At 70.5% G+C, this 19,535-nt stretch carries 21 protein-coding genes; 6 read left to right on the plus strand and 15 right to left on the minus strand.

Annotation, left to right across the window (positions count from 1 at the left end; genetic code table 11):
- Positions 1-41: 41 nt before the first annotated feature.
- Positions 42-749, plus strand: coding sequence for an IclR family transcriptional regulator (locus ACFVTH_RS07025; RefSeq protein ID WP_387088268.1), 708 nt, complete (start codon positions 42-44; stop codon positions 747-749).
- 47 nt (positions 750-796) lie between these two features.
- On the opposite strand, the gene ACFVTH_RS07030 is transcribed toward ACFVTH_RS07025, so the two are convergent.
- The 5 genes from ACFVTH_RS07030 to ACFVTH_RS07050 form a co-directional block, all read right to left on the minus strand.
- Positions 797-2,719, minus strand: coding sequence for an FAD-dependent monooxygenase (locus ACFVTH_RS07030; RefSeq protein WP_387088271.1), 1,923 nt, complete (start codon positions 2,717-2,719; stop codon positions 797-799).
- A gap of 236 nt (positions 2,720-2,955) precedes the next feature.
- The gene (locus ACFVTH_RS07035) at positions 2,956-3,327 is read right to left on the minus strand and encodes a hypothetical protein (protein ID WP_386941397.1); all 372 of its coding nucleotides are present in this window, start codon (positions 3,325-3,327) and stop codon (positions 2,956-2,958) included.
- A complete protein-coding gene (locus ACFVTH_RS07040) occupies positions 3,324-4,253 on the minus strand; it encodes a methyltransferase family protein (protein ID WP_387088274.1) in 930 nt (309 codons plus the stop codon). The genes ACFVTH_RS07035 and ACFVTH_RS07040 overlap by 4 nt, the downstream gene beginning before the upstream one ends.
- A complete protein-coding gene (locus tag ACFVTH_RS07045) occupies positions 4,246-4,776 on the minus strand; it encodes a putative immunity protein (protein ID WP_387088277.1) in 531 nt (176 codons plus the stop codon). The genes ACFVTH_RS07040 and ACFVTH_RS07045 overlap by 8 nt, the downstream gene beginning before the upstream one ends.
- Positions 4,777-4,809: 33 nt before the next feature.
- On the minus strand, positions 4,810-5,253 hold the full coding sequence (locus tag ACFVTH_RS07050; RefSeq protein WP_387088280.1) for a YdeI/OmpD-associated family protein: 444 nt from the start codon (positions 5,251-5,253) through the stop codon (positions 4,810-4,812).
- Between the two features lie 63 nt (positions 5,254-5,316).
- On the opposite strand from ACFVTH_RS07050, the gene ACFVTH_RS07055 reads away from it, so the two are divergent.
- Complete coding sequence (locus ACFVTH_RS07055) at positions 5,317-5,682, plus strand: cupin domain-containing protein (RefSeq protein ID WP_387088283.1); 366 nt, start codon at positions 5,317-5,319, stop codon at positions 5,680-5,682.
- Positions 5,683-5,775: 93 nt separating this feature from the next.
- Here ACFVTH_RS07055 and ACFVTH_RS07060 read toward each other — a convergent pair whose 3' ends face one another.
- The 4 genes from ACFVTH_RS07060 to ACFVTH_RS07075 are packed head-to-tail and all read right to left on the minus strand — an operon-like array spanning position 5,776 to position 8,025.
- Entirely contained in the window at positions 5,776-6,540 is a 765-nt protein-coding gene (locus tag ACFVTH_RS07060) for an ABC transporter permease (protein WP_386899709.1), read from the minus strand.
- Positions 6,540-7,322 (minus strand): ABC transporter ATP-binding protein, encoded by a 783-nt coding sequence (locus ACFVTH_RS07065; protein ID WP_387088286.1) that lies wholly within the window; start codon positions 7,320-7,322, stop codon positions 6,540-6,542. Before ACFVTH_RS07065 ends, ACFVTH_RS07060 begins: the two co-directional genes overlap by 1 nt.
- Positions 7,319-7,684, minus strand: coding sequence for a DUF1048 domain-containing protein (locus tag ACFVTH_RS07070; protein WP_387088289.1), 366 nt, complete (start codon positions 7,682-7,684; stop codon positions 7,319-7,321). The genes ACFVTH_RS07065 and ACFVTH_RS07070 overlap by 4 nt, the downstream gene beginning before the upstream one ends.
- Before the next feature lie 2 nt (positions 7,685-7,686).
- Entirely contained in the window at positions 7,687-8,025 is a 339-nt protein-coding gene (locus ACFVTH_RS07075) for a PadR family transcriptional regulator (protein ID WP_386941406.1), read from the minus strand.
- 310 nt (positions 8,026-8,335) lie between these two features.
- Here ACFVTH_RS07075 and ACFVTH_RS07080 point away from each other — a divergent pair, with 310 nt between their 5' ends.
- On the plus strand, positions 8,336-8,776 hold the full coding sequence (locus tag ACFVTH_RS07080; RefSeq protein ID WP_387088292.1) for an iron chaperone: 441 nt from the start codon (positions 8,336-8,338) through the stop codon (positions 8,774-8,776).
- Between the two features lie 159 nt (positions 8,777-8,935).
- Positions 8,936-10,132 (plus strand): DNA polymerase IV, encoded by a 1,197-nt coding sequence (gene dinB / locus ACFVTH_RS07085; RefSeq protein WP_387088296.1) that lies wholly within the window; start codon positions 8,936-8,938, stop codon positions 10,130-10,132.
- Between the two features lie 67 nt (positions 10,133-10,199).
- On the opposite strand, the gene dnaB is transcribed toward dinB, so the two are convergent.
- From dnaB to ACFVTH_RS07115, 6 genes are all read right to left on the minus strand, one after another.
- Positions 10,200-11,573 (minus strand): replicative DNA helicase, encoded by a 1,374-nt coding sequence (gene dnaB / locus ACFVTH_RS07090; RefSeq protein ID WP_376944598.1) that lies wholly within the window; start codon positions 11,571-11,573, stop codon positions 10,200-10,202.
- 560 nt (positions 11,574-12,133) lie between these two features.
- Positions 12,134-12,586: a 50S ribosomal protein L9 gene (gene rplI, locus ACFVTH_RS07095; protein ID WP_387088299.1), complete on the minus strand. Its 453-nt coding sequence runs from the start codon at positions 12,584-12,586 to the stop codon at positions 12,134-12,136.
- A gap of 11 nt (positions 12,587-12,597) precedes the next feature.
- A complete protein-coding gene (gene rpsR, locus ACFVTH_RS07100) occupies positions 12,598-12,858 on the minus strand; it encodes a 30S ribosomal protein S18 (protein ID WP_022889097.1) in 261 nt (86 codons plus the stop codon).
- Between the two features lie 45 nt (positions 12,859-12,903).
- Positions 12,904-13,419 carry a single-stranded DNA-binding protein gene (locus tag ACFVTH_RS07105; RefSeq protein ID WP_022889098.1) on the minus strand — a complete coding sequence of 172 codons (516 nt, stop codon included), beginning with the start codon at positions 13,417-13,419 and terminating at the stop codon, positions 12,904-12,906.
- Positions 13,420-13,424: 5 nt separating this feature from the next.
- Positions 13,425-13,808 (minus strand): 30S ribosomal protein S6, encoded by a 384-nt coding sequence (gene rpsF, locus ACFVTH_RS07110; RefSeq protein ID WP_376942722.1) that lies wholly within the window; start codon positions 13,806-13,808, stop codon positions 13,425-13,427.
- A gap of 191 nt (positions 13,809-13,999) precedes the next feature.
- Positions 14,000-15,433, minus strand: a complete 1,434-nt coding sequence (locus tag ACFVTH_RS07115) for a CCA tRNA nucleotidyltransferase (protein ID WP_387088303.1) — start codon at positions 15,431-15,433, stop codon at positions 14,000-14,002.
- A 101-nt stretch (positions 15,434-15,534) separates the two neighbouring features.
- On the opposite strand from ACFVTH_RS07115, the gene ACFVTH_RS07120 reads away from it, so the two are divergent.
- Positions 15,535-17,916 (plus strand): DUF6049 family protein, encoded by a 2,382-nt coding sequence (locus ACFVTH_RS07120; RefSeq protein WP_387088306.1) that lies wholly within the window; start codon positions 15,535-15,537, stop codon positions 17,914-17,916.
- Positions 17,909-19,534: a murein biosynthesis integral membrane protein MurJ gene (murJ, locus tag ACFVTH_RS07125; protein ID WP_387088309.1), complete on the plus strand. Its 1,626-nt coding sequence runs from the start codon at positions 17,909-17,911 to the stop codon at positions 19,532-19,534. The genes ACFVTH_RS07120 and murJ overlap by 8 nt, the downstream gene beginning before the upstream one ends.
- Position 19,535: the final 1 nt, after the last annotated feature.

The raw sequence follows: 19,535 nt of genomic DNA on the forward strand, positions 1-19,535 counted from the left end.
GCGGGGGACGGCCCGCCACGGGATACGCGGGAGGTCGGCCGATGGCGGCGGAGAGCACGAGTGCCGGATCGCAGACCCTGAGCCGAGGCATCCGCATCCTCGAGATCCTCGCCGACACCGACCGCGCCCTCTCCATCGACGAGGTCGCGGCCGAGCTCGGGGTTCACCGATCGGTCGCCTACCGGCTGCTGCGCACGCTCGAGCACCACGGGCTCGCCTCGCGCGACGCGGCCGGGCGCATCGGCCTCGGCGCCGGACTCGCGGCCCTCGCCGCCGGCGTGCAGCGCGACCTGCAGCAGCTCGCGCTGCCCGAGCTCGCCGACGTCGCCGAGGAGCTCGGGATGACCTGCCTGCTCGCGGTGCTGCTCGACGGCGACGAGGCCGTCACGCTCGTGAGCGCGTCGCCCCGCCGTACCGCGGCGGTGTCGTACCGACCGGGCCACCGGCATCCGATCACCCGCGGCGGGCCGGGCAAGGCCATCCTCATGGGGCTGCCCGAGTCGCGCTGGCCCGACGACGTGCCCGAGGCGCTGCGCGCCGAGATCGCCGAGAGCCGCGCGCGCGGCTACACCGTGAGCCACGACGAGGTCGTGCCGTCGCTGCGCTCGGTCGCCGTGCCCCTCAGCCTGCCCGGTCAGCCGCCCGCCGCGATCGCGGTGATCCACGTGTCGTTCCCGCGGCCCGAGCCCGAGCTCGCCGAGCGGCTGCTCGTCGCGGCATCGAACCTGGGCCGGGCCTCGGGGGCCTGAGCGGGCTCAGCGCGCGGTCAGCGCAGCCCAGCGCAGCTCAGCGCAGCTCAGCGCGCGAGCATCTGCCCGGCGAAGAACTCGCCGAGCTCCGCGGTCGCGGTGAGCGGCAGGATGTTCGCCACATAGCCGTCGGGACGCACGACGACGACCGCGCCGTCGCGCGAGATGCCGCGCTCCTCGAAGATGTCGGTCTGGCACCAGACGCTCGGCCCGGCCGCGAAGACCTTCTCCCAGTCCATGAGGCCGAGCGGACCGGTCTTCGGGTGGAACACCCCTGGCGCGAGCGTGACGTCGATCTCGTCGTGGGCCTGCTGGTAGACCACCTTCACGTCGAAGACCGCGTCGGCGTCGGCTCCCTCGGGAGTGAAGCGTGCGAGCGGCGACTCGTCCGACGACATCCACGCCGCCCACGAGGCGAGCGCCGAGGCATCCGCCGTGCCCGTCGCGGTGCCGGCCGCGGCATCGGCGAACGCGTAGACGCGCCACCGGCCGTCGGCCTTCGCATGGTGGCCGAGGTGCACGACGTTGCCGTCGCAGACGAACGACACCTGCGACGACTTGAACCGCTTGCCCAGGGGGAACCCGGTGGCGAGCGCCTGGTGCTCGCCCGAGCCGACGATCATCGAGGGGCCGTACTGCGTCATGAAGCCCGACGGGAACTCGGCGGTGCCGAGGTAGAAGGTCGCGAGCTCCTGCGGGTCCGAGATCTCCTCGGGCTTGCGCGCCATGAGCGACGACCACTCGCGGTCGAAGTCGATGAGCTGCTGGGCGACCGGCTGCCGCTCGGCCGAATAGGTCGAGAGCAGCGACTCGGGCGCGAGCCCCGAGACCACCGAGCCGAGCTTCCAGCCGAGGTTGAAGCCGTCCTGCATCGAGACGTTCATGCCCTGGCCCGCCTTCGCGCTGTGCGTGTGGCACGCGTCGCCGGTGAGGAACACCCGCGGCGAGGCATCCTCGACGTCGCTCTCGCGGTCGTCGAAGTGGTCGGTCACGCGGTGCCCGACCTCGTAGACGCTGAACCACGCCACGTCGCGCACGTCGAGCGTGTACGGGTGCAGGATGTCGTTGGCCTTCGCGATGATCGCCTCGATGGGCGTCTTGCGCACCTCGTGATTGTCGCCTTCTGCGACCTCCCCCAGGTCGATGTACATGCGGCTGAGGTAGCCGCCCTCGCGCGGGATGTGCAGGATGTTGCCCGCGGCCGAGTTGATAGCGCACTTCGTGCGCCAGTCGGGGAAGTCGGTGTTCACGACGACGTCCATGACGCCCCAGGCGTGCGCCGAGATGCCGCCGAGGTGCTTGCGGCCGATCGCCTCGCGCACCCCGCTGCGGGCACCGTCGCACCCGGCGACGTACTTGGCGCGCACCGTGCGCTCCTCCCCGGCGCGCTCGCCCGCGGTGTACCGGACGCGCACCTCGACCGGGTACTCGCCCGCCTCGGGCGACCCCGCCTCGTGCACGGTGAGGCCGACGAACTCGATGCCGTAGTCGGGCACGATGCGGCCCGGGCCGTGGGCGGCGGCCTCGGCGAAGTAGTCGAGCACGCGCGCCTGGTTGACGATGAGGTGCGGGAACTCGCTGATCTTGTAGCCGTAGTCCTCGGTGCGCGAGGTGCGCACGATGTTCTGCGGCGCCTCGGGGTCGGGGCCCCAGAAGTTCATCCAGCCGATGTTGTACGCCTCGGCGATGATGCGCTCGGCGAAGCCGAACGCCTGGAACGTCTCGACGCTGCGCGGCTGGATTCCGTCGGCCTGGCCGAGCACCAGCCGGCCGTCGCGTCGTTCGATGATGCGGGTGACCACGTTCGGGTACTGCGAGAGCTGCGCCGACAGCAGCATGCCTGCGGGGCCCGAGCCGACGATGAGCACGTCCATCTCGTCGGGCAGCTCCTCGGGCCGGTCGATGCCGACTCCCGCCGCGGGCTGCACCCGCGGGTCGCCGGACACGTAGCCGTGGTGGTGGAACTGCACGGGGGGCTCCTCACATCGTCGTGTCGAGACATCCGTGAAGCTGGATGTCTCGGGCTGCTGTTCGATAATCGAACGTGCTATTCGTTTATCGCGCGAGCCCATGGTAGGTCGCGGCGCGGCGCAGCACAAGCCCGGCGGCGACCGGCGCCGGCCGACGCGGGGTCGGCCCGACGAGGATCGTCGCCCCGGCGGCGGAACGTGTGGGAGTGGGCGCGTCGCGCGGCTCGCTCGGCGGGTCAGCGCTGGCGGCTGAACCGGCTCGCGCCGATGATCATCGCCAGGCCGGCGCCGATCGCCGACACGAGCGGCACTGCGACGACGGCGAGGGCGATCGTGTTGGGGCGGAACCGCAGGCCGTCGGGCCCGCCGATGTACGCCCCGATCGGCACGGCGTAGCCGCCGCCACCGCCGCCGCTGCCCTCACCCCGACCGGCCGGGGTCCTGTCGTTCTCCGGCATGTCGCCGGAGCCCTCGCCTCCGCCGAACCCGAAGGCCACGACCGCGACCGGAACGAACTCGCGCCCGTCGATCGTCGACTTCTCGCCGTACGCCACCTTCGCGCCCCACCTCGGCACCGATTCCGCCAGGTTCTCGATGAGCTTCGTCATGCGCTCGACGGTACGCCCGTCACCCGCCCGCGGCTAGGGCCCGGTACCCAGCACCGCACCGCCGCCCGGTACCGGCGGAACTCGTCGCCGAAGCGCGCCTCGAGCTCGGCCTCCTCGAGCGGGCGCACGACGAAGTTCCAGAACAGCCCGCCGGCGATCGCGTACCCGACGACCAGCCACGATTCGAGAATGAGCCCGACCGCGACCCCCTGCGTGATGCCGGCGACCGCCATCGGGTTGCGCACGAAGCGGTACGGGCCGGCGACCACCAGGAGGTTCGCCGTCGCCGCCGGCAGGGGAGTGCCGACTCCGCGGGTCGCCATCGCGACCGCCGACCAGATGCCGAGTGCGCTCGCGAGGGCGAACACCACGGCGCCGATCGGGAAGAGCCAGCCCGGCGCATCGACGGCGAGCCCCCAGCGCTGCTCGAGCCACGCGATCACGACCGGCACGACCCCGAGCAGTACTCCCCAGAAGACGACGATCTGCACTGCGGTCGCCACGAGGTGAGAGCCCGTCCTCGCCGTCGCGTCGGCACGACGGAATCGGAAGGGCCCGACGAGCATCCACTCGGTCGGCACCCGCCCCAGCACCATCAGGCTGAGCGCCACCGCGGATGCCACGGACGCCGCCCCCATGAGCAGCACGCCCCAGCCGGCCTCACCGGCGACGGTCGCGTACGCCGCCAGCGCCCCGGTGACGATCAGCGTCCACCCCGTCGCGACGAACGCCGCCGCCCGAACGCCGCACGCGGCGACCGCCGAGGCGCCGACGAAGAGCGGAAGGTCGAGCACGGCGACGAGCACCGCGTCGAGCCCACCGAGCGTCGCCTCCCGCACGACGGGCACCGTGAACACCGCGATCCACCAGGCCAGCCCGGCGACCGCCTGCACCCCGAAGTACGCCCGGCCGAGTCGTTCAGTCATCGAAGACGTGCCAGCAGATCGGGCTCCGGCGCAACTGGTCCTCGAGCACGAGCTCGCGGATCTCGGGGGGCAGCTGCGCGCGCTGCCAGTCGCGCTCCGCGAGCCGCGCCGGCTCCGCGGCATCCGCCCCGCCCTGCTCGACCGCGGCGGCGACCGCCGCCCTGATCGCGTACGCCGCCGCGCCGAGCTCGTGCTCGGCGACGTGCGCGACTGCGACCGCCTGACCCACCGCCAGCGCGGCGAACTTCACCGGTGCCGGCTGGTCGCGCCCGGCGGCGTTCGCGTGGAACGCCGCATGGTGCGCCTCGCGCATCGGCACCTCGCCCCGCACCCACCCGCGGGCGACCTCGAGCACCTCCCGCGGGCGCGGGTCGTCGGGCCGGGCGCGCTCGAACAGCGGCAGTACGTGCTCGGAGCAGGCGATCGCCCACTCGGCGAGCCGACGGTGGTCGTCGTCGCTCAGGGTTCCGCCACGACGGATCGTGACGAGCCGGGGGTCGCGTTCTTTCGGAAGGATCGGCACCCTGCCATTCCTACCACCGGGCGGATCGCCGCCTCAGGCGCCGCGCAGCTCGGCGAGCAGCTTCTCGACGCGGCGCACGCGGGTCTCGGCGCCCTTCGCCTGCTCGATCACCCGCGCGTGCTGGCGACGCTGGCTCAGCGTCAGGCCATCGAACGCGGCCCGCGCGGCCGGGTCGGCCTCGAGCGCCTCGCTGAGCTCGGCCGGTTCGTCGACGGTGATCGGCTCGCCGTCGACCGCGAGGTCGATCCGGACCTCGTCGCCCACCTCCGCCCCGGTGGCCGCCCGATTGGCATTGCTGAAGCCGATGAGGTTGCGCCCCCGCATGATCGCGATGCGCGTGCGCCACGAGTGGTCGCCGATCGTGACCACGACCCTCGGGCGCGCCCCGCCGCCGAGCGCCTCGACGACCCCGGGCGGCACCTCGAGGCCGCGCATCTTCTCGTGCGGTTCGACGATCGCGGTGAACTGCTCTGTCATGGGGCCATCCTGCCTGCAGGCACCCCCTCGCGGCATCCGACCCGCCCTCGTAGGCTCGACCGCGTGAGCGAAGACGTGCGCAACCTCAGGAAAGCCCTCGCCTCGATCGCCGAGCCGTGGCAGCCGCACCGGCTGGCGAGCGTCGACGACACCGACGTCAAGGTGGTCAAGCTCCTCGGCGAGTTCGTCTGGCACACCCACCCCGACGCCGACGAGCTGTTCCTGGTGCTGAGCGGGGAGCTCACCATCCAGCTGCGCGACCGCGACGTGGTGCTCAGGCCCGACGACGTGTTCGTCGTGCCGAAGGGGGTCGAGCACTGCCCGCGCGCCGACGCCGAGGTGCACGCCGTGCTCATCGAGCGCCGCGGCACCGTCAACACCGGGGATGCCGGGGGCGAGCGCACCTCGCCGCTGCGCGAGCTCGACTGAGCCGCGCGCGTTCGCGGCGCCCGTGGAACGACGACGCCGCCCGCACCCCGTGAGGGGCCGGGCGGCGTTCGTGGTGGAGCACCGAGCATGCGGTCAGCTCATCTTGCGCTTGTAGATCGCGATCGCCCAGACGTAGGCGACGACGAGGATGCCGACGAGCCAGGCCAGTGCCACCCAGATGTCGCTGCCCACGGGCTGCCCGGCGAACAGCGCCCGGATCGAGTTCACGATCGACGTCACCGGCTGGTTCTCGGCGAACCAGGCGACCGGGGCGGGCATCGAGTCGGTCGGCACGAAGGCCGAGCTGATGAACGGGAGGAAGATCAGCGGGTAGCTGAACGCGCTCGCCCCGTCGACCGTCTTCGCCGAGAGGCCGGCGATCACGGCGAGCCAGGTCAGGGCGAGGGTGAAGAGCACGAGGATGCCCGCCACCGCCAGCCAGACCGCGACGGATGCCCCGGTGCGGAACCCCATGAGCAGTGCGACGCCGATGACGATCGCGACCGAGATCAGGTTCGAGACGAGCGAGGTGAGCACGTGCGCCCAGAGCACGCTCGACCGGGCGATCGGCATCGACTGGAACCGCTCGAAGATGCCGCCCTGCATGTCGAGGAACAGCCGGTACGCGGTGTACGCGATGCCCGACGCGATCGTGATGAGCAGGATGCCGGGGAGCATGTAGTCGATGTACGACTCGTCGGACCCCGTGTTGATCGCCCCGCCCAGCACGTAGGTGAAGAGCAGCATCAGCGCGATCGGCGTGACCGCGGTGGTGATGATCGTGTCGGGGCTGCGGAGAATGTGGGTGAGCGAGCGGCCGGTGAGAACCCGGGTGTCGCTCAGGACGTGGGTGGTCATCATGCTTCCTTTCCGTTGTCGCTTCCGGCGCCGACCAGCGTGAGGAAGACCTCTTCGAGCGTCGGCTGCTTCTCGACGTACTCGACGGTGGCGGCGGGGAGGAGCTGCTTGAGCTCGGCGAGGGTGCCGTTCTGGATGATCGTGCCCTCGTGGAGGATCGCGATGCGATCGGCGAGCTGCTCGGCCTCGTCGAGGTACTGCGTGGTGAGCAGGACGGTCGTGCCGCGGCCGGCGAGCTCCTTGACGGTCTGCCACACCTCGATGCGCGCCTGCGGGTCGAGACCGGTGGTCGGCTCGTCGAGGAAGATGATCGGCGGGTCGCCGATCAGGCTCATCGCGATGTCGAGTCGGCGCCGCATGCCGCCCGAGTAGGTGCCGGCCTTGCGTCCGCCCGCCTCGGTGAGCGAGAAGCGTGCGAGCAGCTCGTCGGCGATCGCGCCGGGGTTCTTGAGGTGACGCAGCTTCGCGATGAGCACGAGGTTCTCGCGACCGCTGAGCACCTCGTCGACCGCGGCGAACTGCCCGGTCAGGCTGATCGACTCGCGCACGTCGCCGGGTGCGCCGGCGACGTCGAAGCCGTGCACGGTCGCGCTGCCGGCGTCGGACTTGAGGAGCGTCGACAGGATGCGCACGAGCGTGGTCTTGCCGGCGCCGTTCGAGCCGAGGAGGGCGAAGATGCTGCCCCGCGCGACCTCGAAGTCGACGCCCTTCAGCACCTGGAGTTCCTTGAAGGACTTCTCGATGCCCTGGACCCGGATGGCGGGTTCGGTGACGGTGGTCATGACTGCTCCTTCTTCGCCTCGTCGATCGCCGTGTTCAGGCGAGCGCGCTCCTTGTCGATCCACTGCTTGCCGCCGTACGCCTGCGTGAACTCCTCGGCGAAGGCGACGGGGTCGTCGCCGACGATCTCGGCGACGGGCGTGCCGTCGATCGCCGCGCGCTCCCACAGGTCGGCGAAGTCCTCGAGCATCTTCACCATGGTCTCGCCGTCGGTGATGCCGCCGGCGTACATGAAGTACCGGTCGAGCGCCTTGGCGCTGCCGCGGTAGGGCTCGGGGAGGGCCTCGATGCGGGCCTTGTACTGCTTGTACTGCTTCTTCTGCTCGAGCGAGCCGGTGAGGGCTTCGATCCACTTTGCAGCCATGATCAGTTCTCCAATTCGTCGGTGTGGCGGAGCTGTTCGATACGTTCTGCGAGGAAGCTCCACGTCCTCCAGAACTCTGCGAGTTCGCCTCGGCCCTGCTCGTTGAGCGTGAAGACCTTGCGCGGCGGGCCCTTCTCGGAAGGCACCTTCTCGACGTCGACGAGACCGCGCTGCTCGACCCGCACCAGGAGGGCGTAGATCGTGCCCTCGGCGATATCGGTGAACCCGCGCTCTCGCAGCCGCGCCGTGATGTCGTAGCCGTAGGCCGGCTGCTCGGCGAGGATCGCGAGGACGATGCCCTCGAGCGTGCCCTTGAGCATCTCGGTCATCTGCTTGCCCATGGAACGCTCCCTTCTGCTTGCTACTCTGTGTCGCTGGTAATCAGCGTTGCTGACTACCACTAGAAAGTAACACTGAGTACCGGTACTTAGCAACACCGAATAGCAAGATTCTCGAAATTCTTTCGAGCGGTGTTCGGATGCCTCGGCGTGCCGCGGCTCGCCTCGACCGGGGACCGACGCACCCGGGCATGCCGCACTTCGGCGCGGCGGTGCCCATCGCGCAAGGCGATCAGGATTCGAGAAGCGGCCGCCGGCGAAGCTCCGTAGCGTGGTCATCACACCGCATGACACACACGAGAAGGAGCAGATCATGGCCACCCAGACCGACGGACTCTCGACCGAGGAACGCGCCGCCGTCAAGCAGCGCGCCGCTGAACTGCGGGCGCAGGCGAAGGCCGGCAAGAACCGCGAAGCCGGCGAGAAGGCGATTCGCGAGGCCATCGCCGAGATGCCCGACGACGACCGGGAGCTCGCCGAGGGCATCGACCGCATCGTCAAGGAGGTCGCGCCCCACCTCATGCCGAAGACCTGGTACGGGTTCCCGGCCTATACCGACGCCGACGGCAAGGTGGTCGTCTTCTTCAAGGCCGCATCGAAGTTCACCACGCGGTACGCGACGCTCGGGTTCGAGGAGGCCGCGAACCTCGACGACGGCGACCTCTGGGTCACCTCGTTCGCACTCCTGAAGTGGACCCCCGAGGTCGAGGCGCGCATCGCCGAGGTCATCCGGAAGGCCGGCTCGGAACGCTGATCGCCCCGATGGGGCCGCCCCGCCGAGCAGCGGCCCAGTATGTCGGCGGCCCGTGCGACGATCCTCCCGTTGATCGAGGCCGCGATCGGGCCGCGATCGCGGCCCGGCTCCCAGTGATCGGTCGACGTCCGAACGGCGAGTCGAGCGACGGGAGACGCGATGCGAGGCGAGGCGACCGTGCTGCACGCCGACCTCGACGCGTTCTACGCCTCGGTCGAGCAGCGCGACGCGCCCGCCCTGCGCGGCCGCCCCGTCATCGTCGGCGGTGGCGTCGTGCTGGCCGCGAGCTACGAGGCGAAGGCGCGGGGGGTCCGCACCGCGATGGGCGGGCGGCAGGCGCGCGAGCTCTGCCCCGACGCCATCGTGGTGCCGCCGCGCATGGACGCGTACTCGGCGGCGAGCAAGGACGTCTTCGCGATCTTCCGCGACACGACCCCGCTCGTCGAAGGCATCTCGATCGACGAGGCCTTCCTCGAGGTGGGCGGACTGCGCCGGCTCTCGGGGACGCCCGAGGAGATCGCCGAGCGGCTCCGGGCCCGCGTCCGCGCCGAAGCGGGGCTCGCGATCTCGGTCGGCGTCGCGCGCACCAAGTTCCTCGCGAAGGTCGCGAGCGCCGTGAGCAAGCCCGACGGGCTGCTCATCGTCGAGCCCGACCGCGAGCAGGAGTTCCTGCTGCCCCTCCCGGTCGAACGCCTCTGGGGCGTGGGTGCCGTCACGGCCGAGAAGCTCCACCGGCTCGGCATCCGAACCGTCGGCGAACTCGCCGAACTCGAGGCCGCGACGGCCGAGCGGCTGCTGGGTCGCGCGGTCGGCGCGCACCTCCATGCACTCGCCCGCCTGCGCGACCCCCGACCCGTCGACACGACCCGGCGCCGCGGGTCCATCGGGTCGCAACGAGCGCTCGGCTCGCATCCGCGGTCGCCCGAGGAGCTCGACCTCATCCTCACGCAGATCATCGACCGGCTCGCGCGCCGCTTGCGTGACCGCGACCGCGCCTGCCGGTCCGTCGTCCTCCGCCTCCGCTTCGGCGACTTCACGAGGGCGACGCGCTCGCGCAGCCTGCGCACGCCGACCGACCGCACCTCGGTGCTGCTGGGCCTCGCCCGCGGTCTCCTCGACGCCGCGCAGCCGCAGATCGACGCACGCGGCATCACCCTGATCGGCGTGTCCTTCTCGCAGCTGTCACGCGTCGACGAGATGCCCCCTGAACTCCCGATCGACTGGGGCGACGGGCACCGCCTCGACACGGTGCTCGACAGCGTGCGCGACCGCTTCGGTGCCACATCGGTCTCCCGCGCCGCCCAGCTCGGCCGCAACCCCGGCATCGAGGCGCCGCTGCTGCCCGAACACGAATAGCGCGCCCGTCATCTCGAGTGCGGGGCACCCGATCGAACACCGATACGGGGACGCTCGAGGGGCTGAGCTACATCGGCGCCATGTCGGCGAACTTGGAGAAGTGACCCTGGAAGGCGACCGTGATCGTGCGGGTCGGACCGTTACGGTGCTTCGCCACGATGAGGTCGGCCTCACCGGCCCGGGGGCTGTCTCGCTCGTAGGCGGCCTCGCGGTGCAGCAGGATCACCATGTCGGCGTCCTGCTCGATCGAGCCCGATTCGCGGAGGTCGCTGATCGCGGGCATCTTGTCGGCGCGCTGCTCGGGCCCACGGTTCAGCTGCGAGAGGGCGATGACCGGCACCTGGAGCTCCTTCGCGAGCAGCTTCAGCGCACGTGAGAACTCCGAGACCTCCTGCTGGCGGCTCTCGACGCGCTTGCCGCTCGTCATGAGCTGCAGGTAGTCGATGACCACCATCTTCAGGCCGACCTTCTGCTTGAGGCGGCGGCACTTCGCCCGGATCTCGACGAGGGTCATGTTGGGGGAGTCGTCGATGTAGAGGGGCGAGTCGTTGATTCGGCCGCGAGTCGAGGCGATCGTCGTCCAGTCGCGGGAGTCGACGGTGCCCTTGCGCATGTTCTGGAGGGGCACGTTCGACTCGGCCGAGAGGAGGCGCATGGCGATCTCGCTCTTGCCCATCTCGAGCGAGAAGAAGACCGAGGGCAGGCCGTTCGTGATCGAGGCCGCACGGGCGAAGTCGAGCGCGAGCGTCGACTTGCCCATGGCGGGTCGGGCGGCGACGATGATCATCTGACCGGGGTGGAACCCGTTGGTCAGGTCGTCGAGGTCGGCGAAACCGGTCGGCACGCCCGTGAACTTGCCGTCGGTGTGCTTGGCCGCCTCGATCTCGTCGATGGCGACGGTGACCGCCTCCGAGAGGGGCACGTAGTCTTCGGTCTCGACCGAGCCGGTCACCGAGTAGATCTCGGCCTGGGCGTTGTTGACGAGGTCGACGACCTCGCCCTCACCGGCGTAGCCCATCTGCACGATGCGCGTGCCGGCCTCGACGAGTCGGCGCAGCAGCGCACGCTCGGCGACGATCGAGGCGTAGAAGCCGGCATTGGCCGCGGTGGGCACGAGGCTCGTGAGCGTGTGGAGGTACTCGACGCCGCCCGCGCGCTGCAGGTCGCCGGTCTTGGTCAGCTCATCGGTGACGGCGATGACGTCGGTCGGCTCGCCGTGGGAGTACAGCGTGAGCACCGCGTTGAAGATGACCTCGTGCTTCGGCACGTAGAAGTCGATGCCGCGGATCGTCTCGATGACGTCGGCCACGGCGTCCTTCGAGAGCATCATGCCGCCGAGCGCGCTCTGCTCGGCGAGGAGGTCGTGCGGCGGAACGCGTTCGCCTCGTCGGGCGTCGGTCTCATCGACCGGTTCGGCGAGCCCGATGTGCGCGATCGACAACTCCATGACCTCCGTGTTCGGGCTCGTTCCGGGCGAGCGACCCGCGCCCGCACTCCAGTGTCATCGGAGCCACCGACACCGGCTCATCGACGCGAGGGGATCCACTCTTCGTGGGACGCTGCTTCACGATATGAGCGGCCCGTCCACAGCACAAGCCGCCCTGTGGATAACTCTGGGGAGAATCTGGGCGAAACGCCGTTCAACATGTGTATTCCACCTGTGGAGAACTGTGGAAATCGTGTGAATTACACGAGTTGAATTCAGCGTTGATCAGGACAAAAAACTTTGCACACCTGTGGGGAAAAACTTCTTCAGGAACATTCCCCACCCAGTTCTCCACCTGTGTACAACAGTCACAGGGAATCCCAATGTGGACTTGCGCGCGACCCTCGCGCGGGTGTAGGTGCGACGACCGGTTCCGGGCGCGCGAGACACCCGTCCGGGGGACCCCTCATCGGCGTCGATGCGCCTGCGCACCACACAGGGCACGACCCCCGACACGACGAAGCGGCGGCCGGGAGCCGAAGCTCCCGACCGCCGCTCTGCGATCTCTCGGGCGATTACTTCGCCGCGACCACCTGAAGGATGATCGTCGCGGTGAGCTCGTCGTGCAGACGAACCGTCGCCTCGTGGTCGCCGACCGACTTGATCGGCGTGGGGATCTGGATCTTGCGCTTGTCGACCGAGCCGAGGCCCGCGGCCTCGACCGCGTTCGCGACATCCGCCGTCTTGACCGAGCCGAAGAGGCGGCCGCCGAGGCCGGCCTTGACGGCCAGCTTGACCTTGCCGGCCTCGAGCTTGGCCTTGAGGGCCTGCGCGTCTTCCAGCGAGTGCAGGGCACGAGCCGCGCGAGCGGCCTTGATCTGCTCGACCTGCTTCTCGCCACCGCGGGTCCACGGCGTCGCGAAGCCCTGGGGAACCAGGTAGTTGCGCGCGTAGCCGTTCTTGACCTCGACGACGTCGCCGGCCGTGCCGAGGCCGGTGACCTCGTGCGTGAGAATAACCTTTGCCATTGTCGTGCTCCTTAGCGGCCGGAGCCCGAGTAGGGCAGGAGCGCCATCTCGCGCGCGTTCTTCACGGCGCGGGCGATGAGGCGCTGCTCCTGCACGGAGACACCGGTGATGCGACGGGCGCGGATCTTTCCACGCTCCGAGATGAACTTGCGAAGGGTCGCAACGTCCTTGTAGTCGATGATGCCGACCTTGATCGACTTCGCCGGGGCGGCGTTCTTCGCGCCCTTCCCGCGGCTCGGCTTGCGGCGATCGCCGCTGCTCTTTCCAGCCATTGGTTTTCCTGTCTTGAGGATGCGGGCCCGAGGGCCCGCCGAATATTAGAAGGGGGTCTCGTCGCCGTAGCCGGTGCCGGGGGTGTTCCAGACATCCCCGCCGCCCTGCTGCTGCTGGGCTGCCGGAGCGCTGGGCGCCCACGCGTCGTCGGACTGGCCGCCCCCGAAGGAGCCGCCGCCGACCGCACCGCGGTTGGACTGCGCACGAGTGACGGTGGCGGTGGCGTACCGGAGCGAGGGACCGATCTCGTCGATCTCGAGCTCCATGGTGGTGCGCTTCTCGCCTTCCTTCGTCTCGTAGGAACGCTGCTTGAGACGCCCGGAAGCGATGACCCGGGAACCCTTGGTGAGTGAACCGGCGACGTGCTCGGCGAATTCACGCCAGCAGCTCGCGCGCAGGAACAGCGCTTCACCGTCCTTCCACTCGTTCGCCTGACGGTCGAACGTACGAGGAGTGGAGGCGATGGTGAAGTTGGCAACCGCCAGGCCGTTCTGCGTGTAACGCAGCTCGGGATCTGCAGTGAGGTTGCCCACCACGGTGATGATGGTCTCGCCGGCCATGGGGACTAGGCGTCCTTCTTGGCGGGGGCCTTGGCGGCGGCGGCGGCCTTCTTGGCGGCCTTCGCCTCCTGGGCCTTCGCGTGAGCGGCGACCTGGGCGATCGCCTCTTCTGCGCGGAGCACCTTCGTGCGCATGACGGCCTCGCTGAGGTTCAGCTGGCGGTCGAGCTCGTTGGTGGTCGCGGACTCGGCGGTGAAGTCGACGACGGCGTAGATGCCCTCGCTCTTCTTGTTGATCTCGTAAGCCAGGCGACGACGTCCCCAGATGTCGACCTTGTCGACGGTGCCGCCATCGTTACGGATGACGTTGAGGAACTTGTCAAGGCTGGGAGCAACGGTGCGCTCGTCGATCTCGGGATCGAGGATGACCATCAGCTCGTACTGGTGCATGACTAACCCACCTCCTTCGGACTCAGCGGCTGCAGGATCTCTGCAGCAGGAGGGTTGTGCATACGTCGCACCGAGGAGGCCTCGCAATCGAGGCGCACGGGCAACCTGTCAATGGTAACGGATGCCCGGCGCTGACGCCATTCGACCGCGAGGATGCCTCGAACTCCGCCGGAGGACGGTGGAGCCGTCGTTCAGCCGCGGGCGGCCCACCAGGCGCGCAGGCGCTCCGCCGCGGCATCCTCGCCGATGGGACCCTCGTCGAGCCGCACCTCGAGCAGGTACTTGTACGCCTCGCCGACCACGGGGCCGGGCGTGATGTCGAGCAGCCGCATGATCTGCTGGCCGTCGAGCTCGGGCCGCACCGCGGCGAGCTCCTCCTCCTCGGCGAGCACGGCGATTCGCTCCTCGAGGTCGTCGTACGCGAAGGCGAGCTGGTCGGCCTTGCGGCGGTTGCGGGTCGTCACGTCGGCGCGCGACAGGATGTGCAGCCGCTCGAGCTGTTGCGCATCGCCCGCGTCGCGCACGTAGCGGCGCACCGCCGAGTCGGTCCAGGCTCCGTCGGTGTACCCGAAGAAGCGCAGGTGCAGCTCGATGAGGCGCGAGACCGCGGCGACCGTGTCGTTGTCGAACCGCAGTGCGCGCAGGCGCTTGCGGGCGAGCTTCGCCCCGACGACGTCGTGGTGGTAGAAGCTGACGGCCCCTCCCGGCTCGTAGCGGCGGGTGGCCGGCTTGCCGATGTCGTGCAGCAGGGCGGCGAGCCGCAGCACGAGGTCGGGGGAGTCGAGCTGCGCGCGCTCGCGCTCGTAGCCGATCGCCTGCTCGAGCACGATGAGGCTGTGCTCGTACACGTCCTTGTGACGGTGGTGCTCGTCGCGCTCGAGCCGGAGGGCGGGCAGCTCGGGCAGCACGCGGGCTGCGAGGCCCGAGTCGACCAGGAGGCGCAAGCCCGCTCGCGGCGCGTCGGTGAGCAGCAGCTTCGCGAGCTCGTCGCGCACGCGCTCGGCCGAGATGCGGTCGATCTCGGGCGCGAGGTCGCTCATCGCCTGCGCGGTGCCGTCTTCGACGTCGAAGCCGAGCTGCGAGGCGAATCGCGCGGCGCGGAGCATGCGCAGCGGGTCGTCGCCGAAGGACTGCTCGGGCGCCGACGGCGTGCGCAGCACCTTCGCGACCAGGTCTTCGACGCCGCCCGACGGGTCGACCAGCTCGAGCTTCGGCAGCCGCAGGGCGAGCGCGTTCACGGTGAAGTCGCGGCGGGTGAGGTCGGCCTCGAGCGAGTCGCCGAATACCACCTCGGGCTTGCGCGAGTCGCCGTCGTACGCGTCGGCGCGGTAGGTGGTGATCTCGACCGTCTCGCCGGCGACCTTGGCGCCGATCGTGCCGAAGGCGCGGCCGATGTCCCAGTGGGCCTCGGCGATCGGCTTCACGATCGCGAGGATCTCGTCGGGCGTGGCATCCGTCGTGAAGTCGAGGTCGTTCACGGCCCGGCCGAGGAACGCGTCGCGGACGGGCCCGCCGACGAGTGCCAGCTCGTGGCCGGCGCGGTCGAACGCGTCGGCGAGCTTCGCGACGGTCGGCGAAGCCGCCGCCTCGGCCAGGCGGTCGAGGGCTGCCGCGACACTCTGCATGCCTCCCATGTTAAGCGGGCGAGGTCGACGGCACCGGGGGAGCGATGCCGAGCGGAACGCATCGAGCGGATGCCCGGCTCGGTCACCGTAGAATCGCCTGCATGGCAGCCGACCCGACTCCTGCGCGCGCGCGCGGCGATCGGCTTCCCTCGACGGCGTCGACCGATGGGGCGGATGCCTCGGGGCGGTCCTGGCCCCCGCTCGACGCCCCGCACGAACGAGGGGGCGCACCCGACGGGCGACGCCGCGGCGTCGTGCTCGGCATCGCCGCCGCTGCGGTGTGCGCGGTGGTCGCGGCTCCGCTCGGGGCGCTCGCCGTCGCAGGCGGACCCGACGACGCCCGGCGCTCGGTGCCGACCCCCGCGCAGGCCGTCGCCGAGGAGGCCGAGGGCGTGGCGCTGCACATCGCCCCGGTGAGCGCGACGACCATCGCGGCCGGGCAACCCCTGACCGTCCAGGTCGAGATCGAGAACGCCACCGCGGAGGCGCTCGCCGCCGGCACCCTGCGCCTCACCCGCGCCGACGACGCCATCGACGACTCGGACGAGCTCGACGCCTGGCTCGCGAGCACCGGCGCGACCGACACCGAGGCCGCGCCCGACGCCGTGACCCTCGGCGAAGCCGAGACCCGCCCCGTCTCCGCCGGTTCGAACGCCGTCGTCTCGTTCACCGTTCCCGCCTCGGCGATCGCCGCTGCCGGAAGCGCGCCCGTGCTCGGCCTCGGCGCCGAACTCGTCGTCGACGACGTCCTCGTGGCCTCGGGCACCGACGCCTTCGCCACCTCCGCCGCCCCGGCGACGAGCGCCACCTCGGTCGCCGTCGTCTACCCGCTGACCGTCCCCGCGAGCTCCGCTGGACTCTTCGACGCCGAGACGCTCCAGGAGTGGACCTCGCCGCTCGGCCTCCTCGACCGTCAGCTCGACGCGGTCGCCGGCCGCGCCGTGGCGATCGGCGTCGACCCGCGCATCATCGCCTCGATCCGCGTGCTCGGCAGCTCGGCGCCGACCTCGGCCGTCGAGTGGCTGAACCGCCTCGGCAGCGCCGGCAACGAAATATTCCCGCTCGCGTATGCAGATGCGGATGTCGCGCTGCAGGCGCAGCTCGGGCTGACCGACCTGCTCGCACCGACCGGCTTCGGCGATGCGCTCGACCCGGCCGACTTCCCCGAGCAGCCCGTCCCCGACGACGGGGGCGACGGCGGCGAGATCGACCAGACCGAAGCGCCCGCCGACGACGCGGCGACGCCGCCTCCGGGCGAGACCGACCCCGCCGAGCCCGAACCGACCCCGCCGGCACCCGGTGAGGTGCCCAGCACCGAGATGCTGCTCGACTGGCCCTACACGCGCACCGACATCGCGTGGCCCGCCGACGACACCGTCGCCACGGGCGACCTCGCGGTGCTCGACGCCGCAGGCCTCACGACGGCGATCCTCTCCTCCGGCAATGCGACGGTACCGGGAGACCAGGTCGGCGCCGCCGCCTCGATCGACGGCTCGACCGCCGTCGTCGCCGACGCCCGTCTCACCGCACCGCTGCGCGAGGCCTCGCTCGCCGACTCCGACACCGAGTGGCGATCGGCGACCGGTCGGCTGCTCGCCGAGCTCGCGCTCGATTCGGGAGACTCGCCCTCGGCCCTGCTCGCGACGTTCGACCGCGATGCGGGCGAGCACTCGGAGCGCGTGGCCGCGACGCTCGACGAGCTGGCGGCGTCGACGTCGACGCAGTCCGCCGGCCTCGCCGAGGCGATCGGCGCCCCGCCGACCGCTCGCGCACTCGTCGATCTCCCCGAGGACGACGCGCGAGTCGACTCCGCCCGACGGATGCTCGATGCCGAGGCCTCGGTCGCGGAGTTCTCCACTGTGCTCGACGAGCCCGCCCTGATGAACGACCCGGTGCGGCGCGACCTCCTCGCGATGCTCGACGTCGGCTGGCTCGGCGACCGTGCCGCGTGGGACACCGCGGTGACGGAATGGCTCGCCGCCCGACGCGCGACGACCGAGGCCGTCTCGGTCGTGCCCTCGTCGAGCGTCAACATCTTCGCGCGCGAGACGCCGCTGCCCGTCACGGTGCTGAACGCGCTGCCGTACCCCGTCACCGTGATCGTCTCTGCAGACCCGTCCAACGGTCGACTGGTGGTCGACGAGAGCGTCACCGCGTCCATCCCCGCTGAGTCGCGCAGCACGGTGCAAGTGCCGATCACCGCGGGAGTCGGTCGCGGCGAGGTCACCATCGCGATCTCCCTCACGTCGCCGACCGGGGTCCCCGTCGGACGCACCGTCTACATCAGTGGCAACGTCCAGGCCGACTGGGAGGGGCTCGGCGCCGGCATCCTCGCCACCGCGGTCGTGCTGTTCTTCGGATTCGGCATCTGGCGCAACATCCGCCGCCGCCGCAAGCAGCGCGTGGCGGAGGCCGCCGAGGCGTCCGAGCCCGGATCGCCGGCGGATGCCGACCCCCAACACGAGGACTCCAAGAGTGACTGACGACCGCATCGGCCGAGCCAGCCTGTTCCTCGCCTCCGGCACGATCGTCTCCCGGGTGCTCGGCTTCGTGAAGGCCGCGGTGCTCGTGAGCGCGATCGGCCTGACGAAGTCGCCGAGCGCCGACGCGTTCGCGGTCGCGAACCAGCTGCCGAACACCGTGTACGTCGTCGTCGCGGGCGGGGTCCTGAGCGCCGTGCTCGTGCCGCAGATCGTCCGAGCGGGCCTGCACGACGACGGCGGCCGCGCCTACATCAACCGGCTGCTCACACTCGCGCTCGTCGTGCTCGCCGGCATCACCGTCGTCGCGACCCTCGCTGCGCCGCTCCTCACGCTGCTCTACGGCATCAAGCTCGACGAGTCGACCCGCGACCTCGCGACGCTCTTCGCCTTCTGGTGCCTGCCGCAGATCTTCTTCTACGGCCTCTACACGCTGCTCGGCGAGGTGCTCAATGCCCGCCGCAGCTTCGGCCCCTTCACCTGGGTGCCGGTCATCAACAACGTCGTCGCGATCGCGGGGCTGGTCGTCTTCATGGCCATCTGGGGCAGCGACCCCGACGGCCACCGGGCGCCCGAAGCGTGGGACCCGGCGATGATCGCGGTGCTCGCCGGCTCGGCGACGCTCGGCATCGCGCTTCAGGCGGTCGTGCTGTTCTGGTTCTGGCGTCGCATCGGGCTGCGCTACCGTCCCGATTTCCGCTGGCGCGGCGTCGGCCTCGGCGACGCGGGTCGCATGGCGACGTGGACCTTCGGCATGCTGCTGCTCACCACCTTCGCCGGCCTCGTCGAGACGAACGTCGTCGGCATCGCCTCGGGACAGGGCGCGTCGGTCGCGGCGCTCGGCAACGCCTGGCTGCTGTTCATGCTGCCCCACTCGGTGATCACCGTGTCGATCGCGACGGCGTACTTCACCCGCATGAGCGAACACGCCTCGCACGGCGACATCGACCGCGTGCGCGCCGACCTGTCGAGCGCGGCGCGGGGCGTCGGCCTCATCATCGTGCTCGCCGCGAGCGTTCTGGTGATGTGCAGCTATCCGTTCGCCACCGCGTTCGCGAGCACCGCCTCGTTCGAGACGCACGTCGAGTTCGGCAACGTCGTGATGGCCTACATGCTGGGCCTGCTGCCCTTCAGCCTGCTCTTCATCGTGCAGCGCACGTTCTACGCACTCGGCGACACGAAGACCCCGTTCTTCTTCACGCTCTTCCAGGTGGTGCTGTTCAGCGCCGGTGCGCTGCTCCTGGTGAACGTGCTGCCCGAGTTCATCGCCATCGGCATCGCCCTGCTCACCTCGATCGCCTGCACCGCCCAGGTCGTCCTCGCCTCGGTGCTGCTCCGCCGTCGCCTCGGCGGTCTCGACGGCTGGCGCGTGGCATCGAGCTTCATCAGGTACGCGATCGGAGCCGTCCCCGCCGTCATCGTAGGATTCGTCGCCCTCGTGCTGCTCGGCGGCATCACCCCCGACGGCTTCGCAATGTCCGGCCTCATCCCATCCCTGGTCTCGATGGCGATCATCGGCGTGCTGATGTCAGCCGTCTACTTCGGTGTGCTGTGGCTGATCCACACCCCCGAGCTGCGCGGTTTCGCCGAGCCGGTGCTGCGGCGCCTCCGGCGCAGCTGAG

This window comes from Agromyces sp. NPDC058104 (assembly GCF_042884835.1).
Taxonomy (GTDB): Bacteria; Actinomycetota; Actinomycetes; order Actinomycetales; family Microbacteriaceae; genus Agromyces.

Excerpts from the sequence above, each read along its gene's own strand:
- ACFVTH_RS07120 (WP_387088306.1), top strand. The coding sequence starts at position 15,535 with ATGGCAGCCGACCCGACTCCTGCGCGCGCGCGCGGCGATCGGCTTCCC.
- rpsR (WP_022889097.1), bottom strand. The coding sequence starts at position 12,858 with ATGGCTGGAAAGAGCAGCGGCGATCGCCGCAAGCCGAGCCGCGGGAAG.
- ACFVTH_RS07060 (WP_386899709.1), bottom strand. The coding sequence starts at position 6,540 with ATGACCACCCACGTCCTGAGCGACACCCGGGTTCTCACCGGCCGCTCG.
- ACFVTH_RS07040 (WP_387088274.1), bottom strand. The coding sequence starts at position 4,253 with ATGACTGAACGACTCGGCCGGGCGTACTTCGGGGTGCAGGCGGTCGCC.
- dinB (WP_387088296.1), top strand. The coding sequence starts at position 8,936 with ATGCGAGGCGAGGCGACCGTGCTGCACGCCGACCTCGACGCGTTCTAC.
- ACFVTH_RS07070 (WP_387088289.1), bottom strand. The coding sequence starts at position 7,684 with ATGGCTGCAAAGTGGATCGAAGCCCTCACCGGCTCGCTCGAGCAGAAG.
- ACFVTH_RS07035 (WP_386941397.1), bottom strand. The coding sequence starts at position 3,327 with ATGACGAAGCTCATCGAGAACCTGGCGGAATCGGTGCCGAGGTGGGGC.
- ACFVTH_RS07115 (WP_387088303.1), bottom strand. The coding sequence starts at position 15,433 with ATGCAGAGTGTCGCGGCAGCCCTCGACCGCCTGGCCGAGGCGGCGGCT.
- ACFVTH_RS07065 (WP_387088286.1), bottom strand. The coding sequence starts at position 7,322 with ATGACCACCGTCACCGAACCCGCCATCCGGGTCCAGGGCATCGAGAAG.
- rpsF (WP_376942722.1), bottom strand. The coding sequence starts at position 13,808 with ATGCACCAGTACGAGCTGATGGTCATCCTCGATCCCGAGATCGACGAG.
- ACFVTH_RS07075 (WP_386941406.1), bottom strand. The coding sequence starts at position 8,025 with ATGGGCAAGCAGATGACCGAGATGCTCAAGGGCACGCTCGAGGGCATC.
- ACFVTH_RS07080 (WP_387088292.1), top strand. The coding sequence starts at position 8,336 with ATGGCCACCCAGACCGACGGACTCTCGACCGAGGAACGCGCCGCCGTC.
- ACFVTH_RS07105 (WP_022889098.1), bottom strand. The coding sequence starts at position 13,419 with ATGGCCGGCGAGACCATCATCACCGTGGTGGGCAACCTCACTGCAGAT.
- ACFVTH_RS07050 (WP_387088280.1), bottom strand. The coding sequence starts at position 5,253 with ATGACAGAGCAGTTCACCGCGATCGTCGAACCGCACGAGAAGATGCGC.
- ACFVTH_RS07025 (WP_387088268.1), top strand. The coding sequence starts at position 42 with ATGGCGGCGGAGAGCACGAGTGCCGGATCGCAGACCCTGAGCCGAGGC.
- rplI (WP_387088299.1), bottom strand. The coding sequence starts at position 12,586 with ATGGCAAAGGTTATTCTCACGCACGAGGTCACCGGCCTCGGCACGGCC.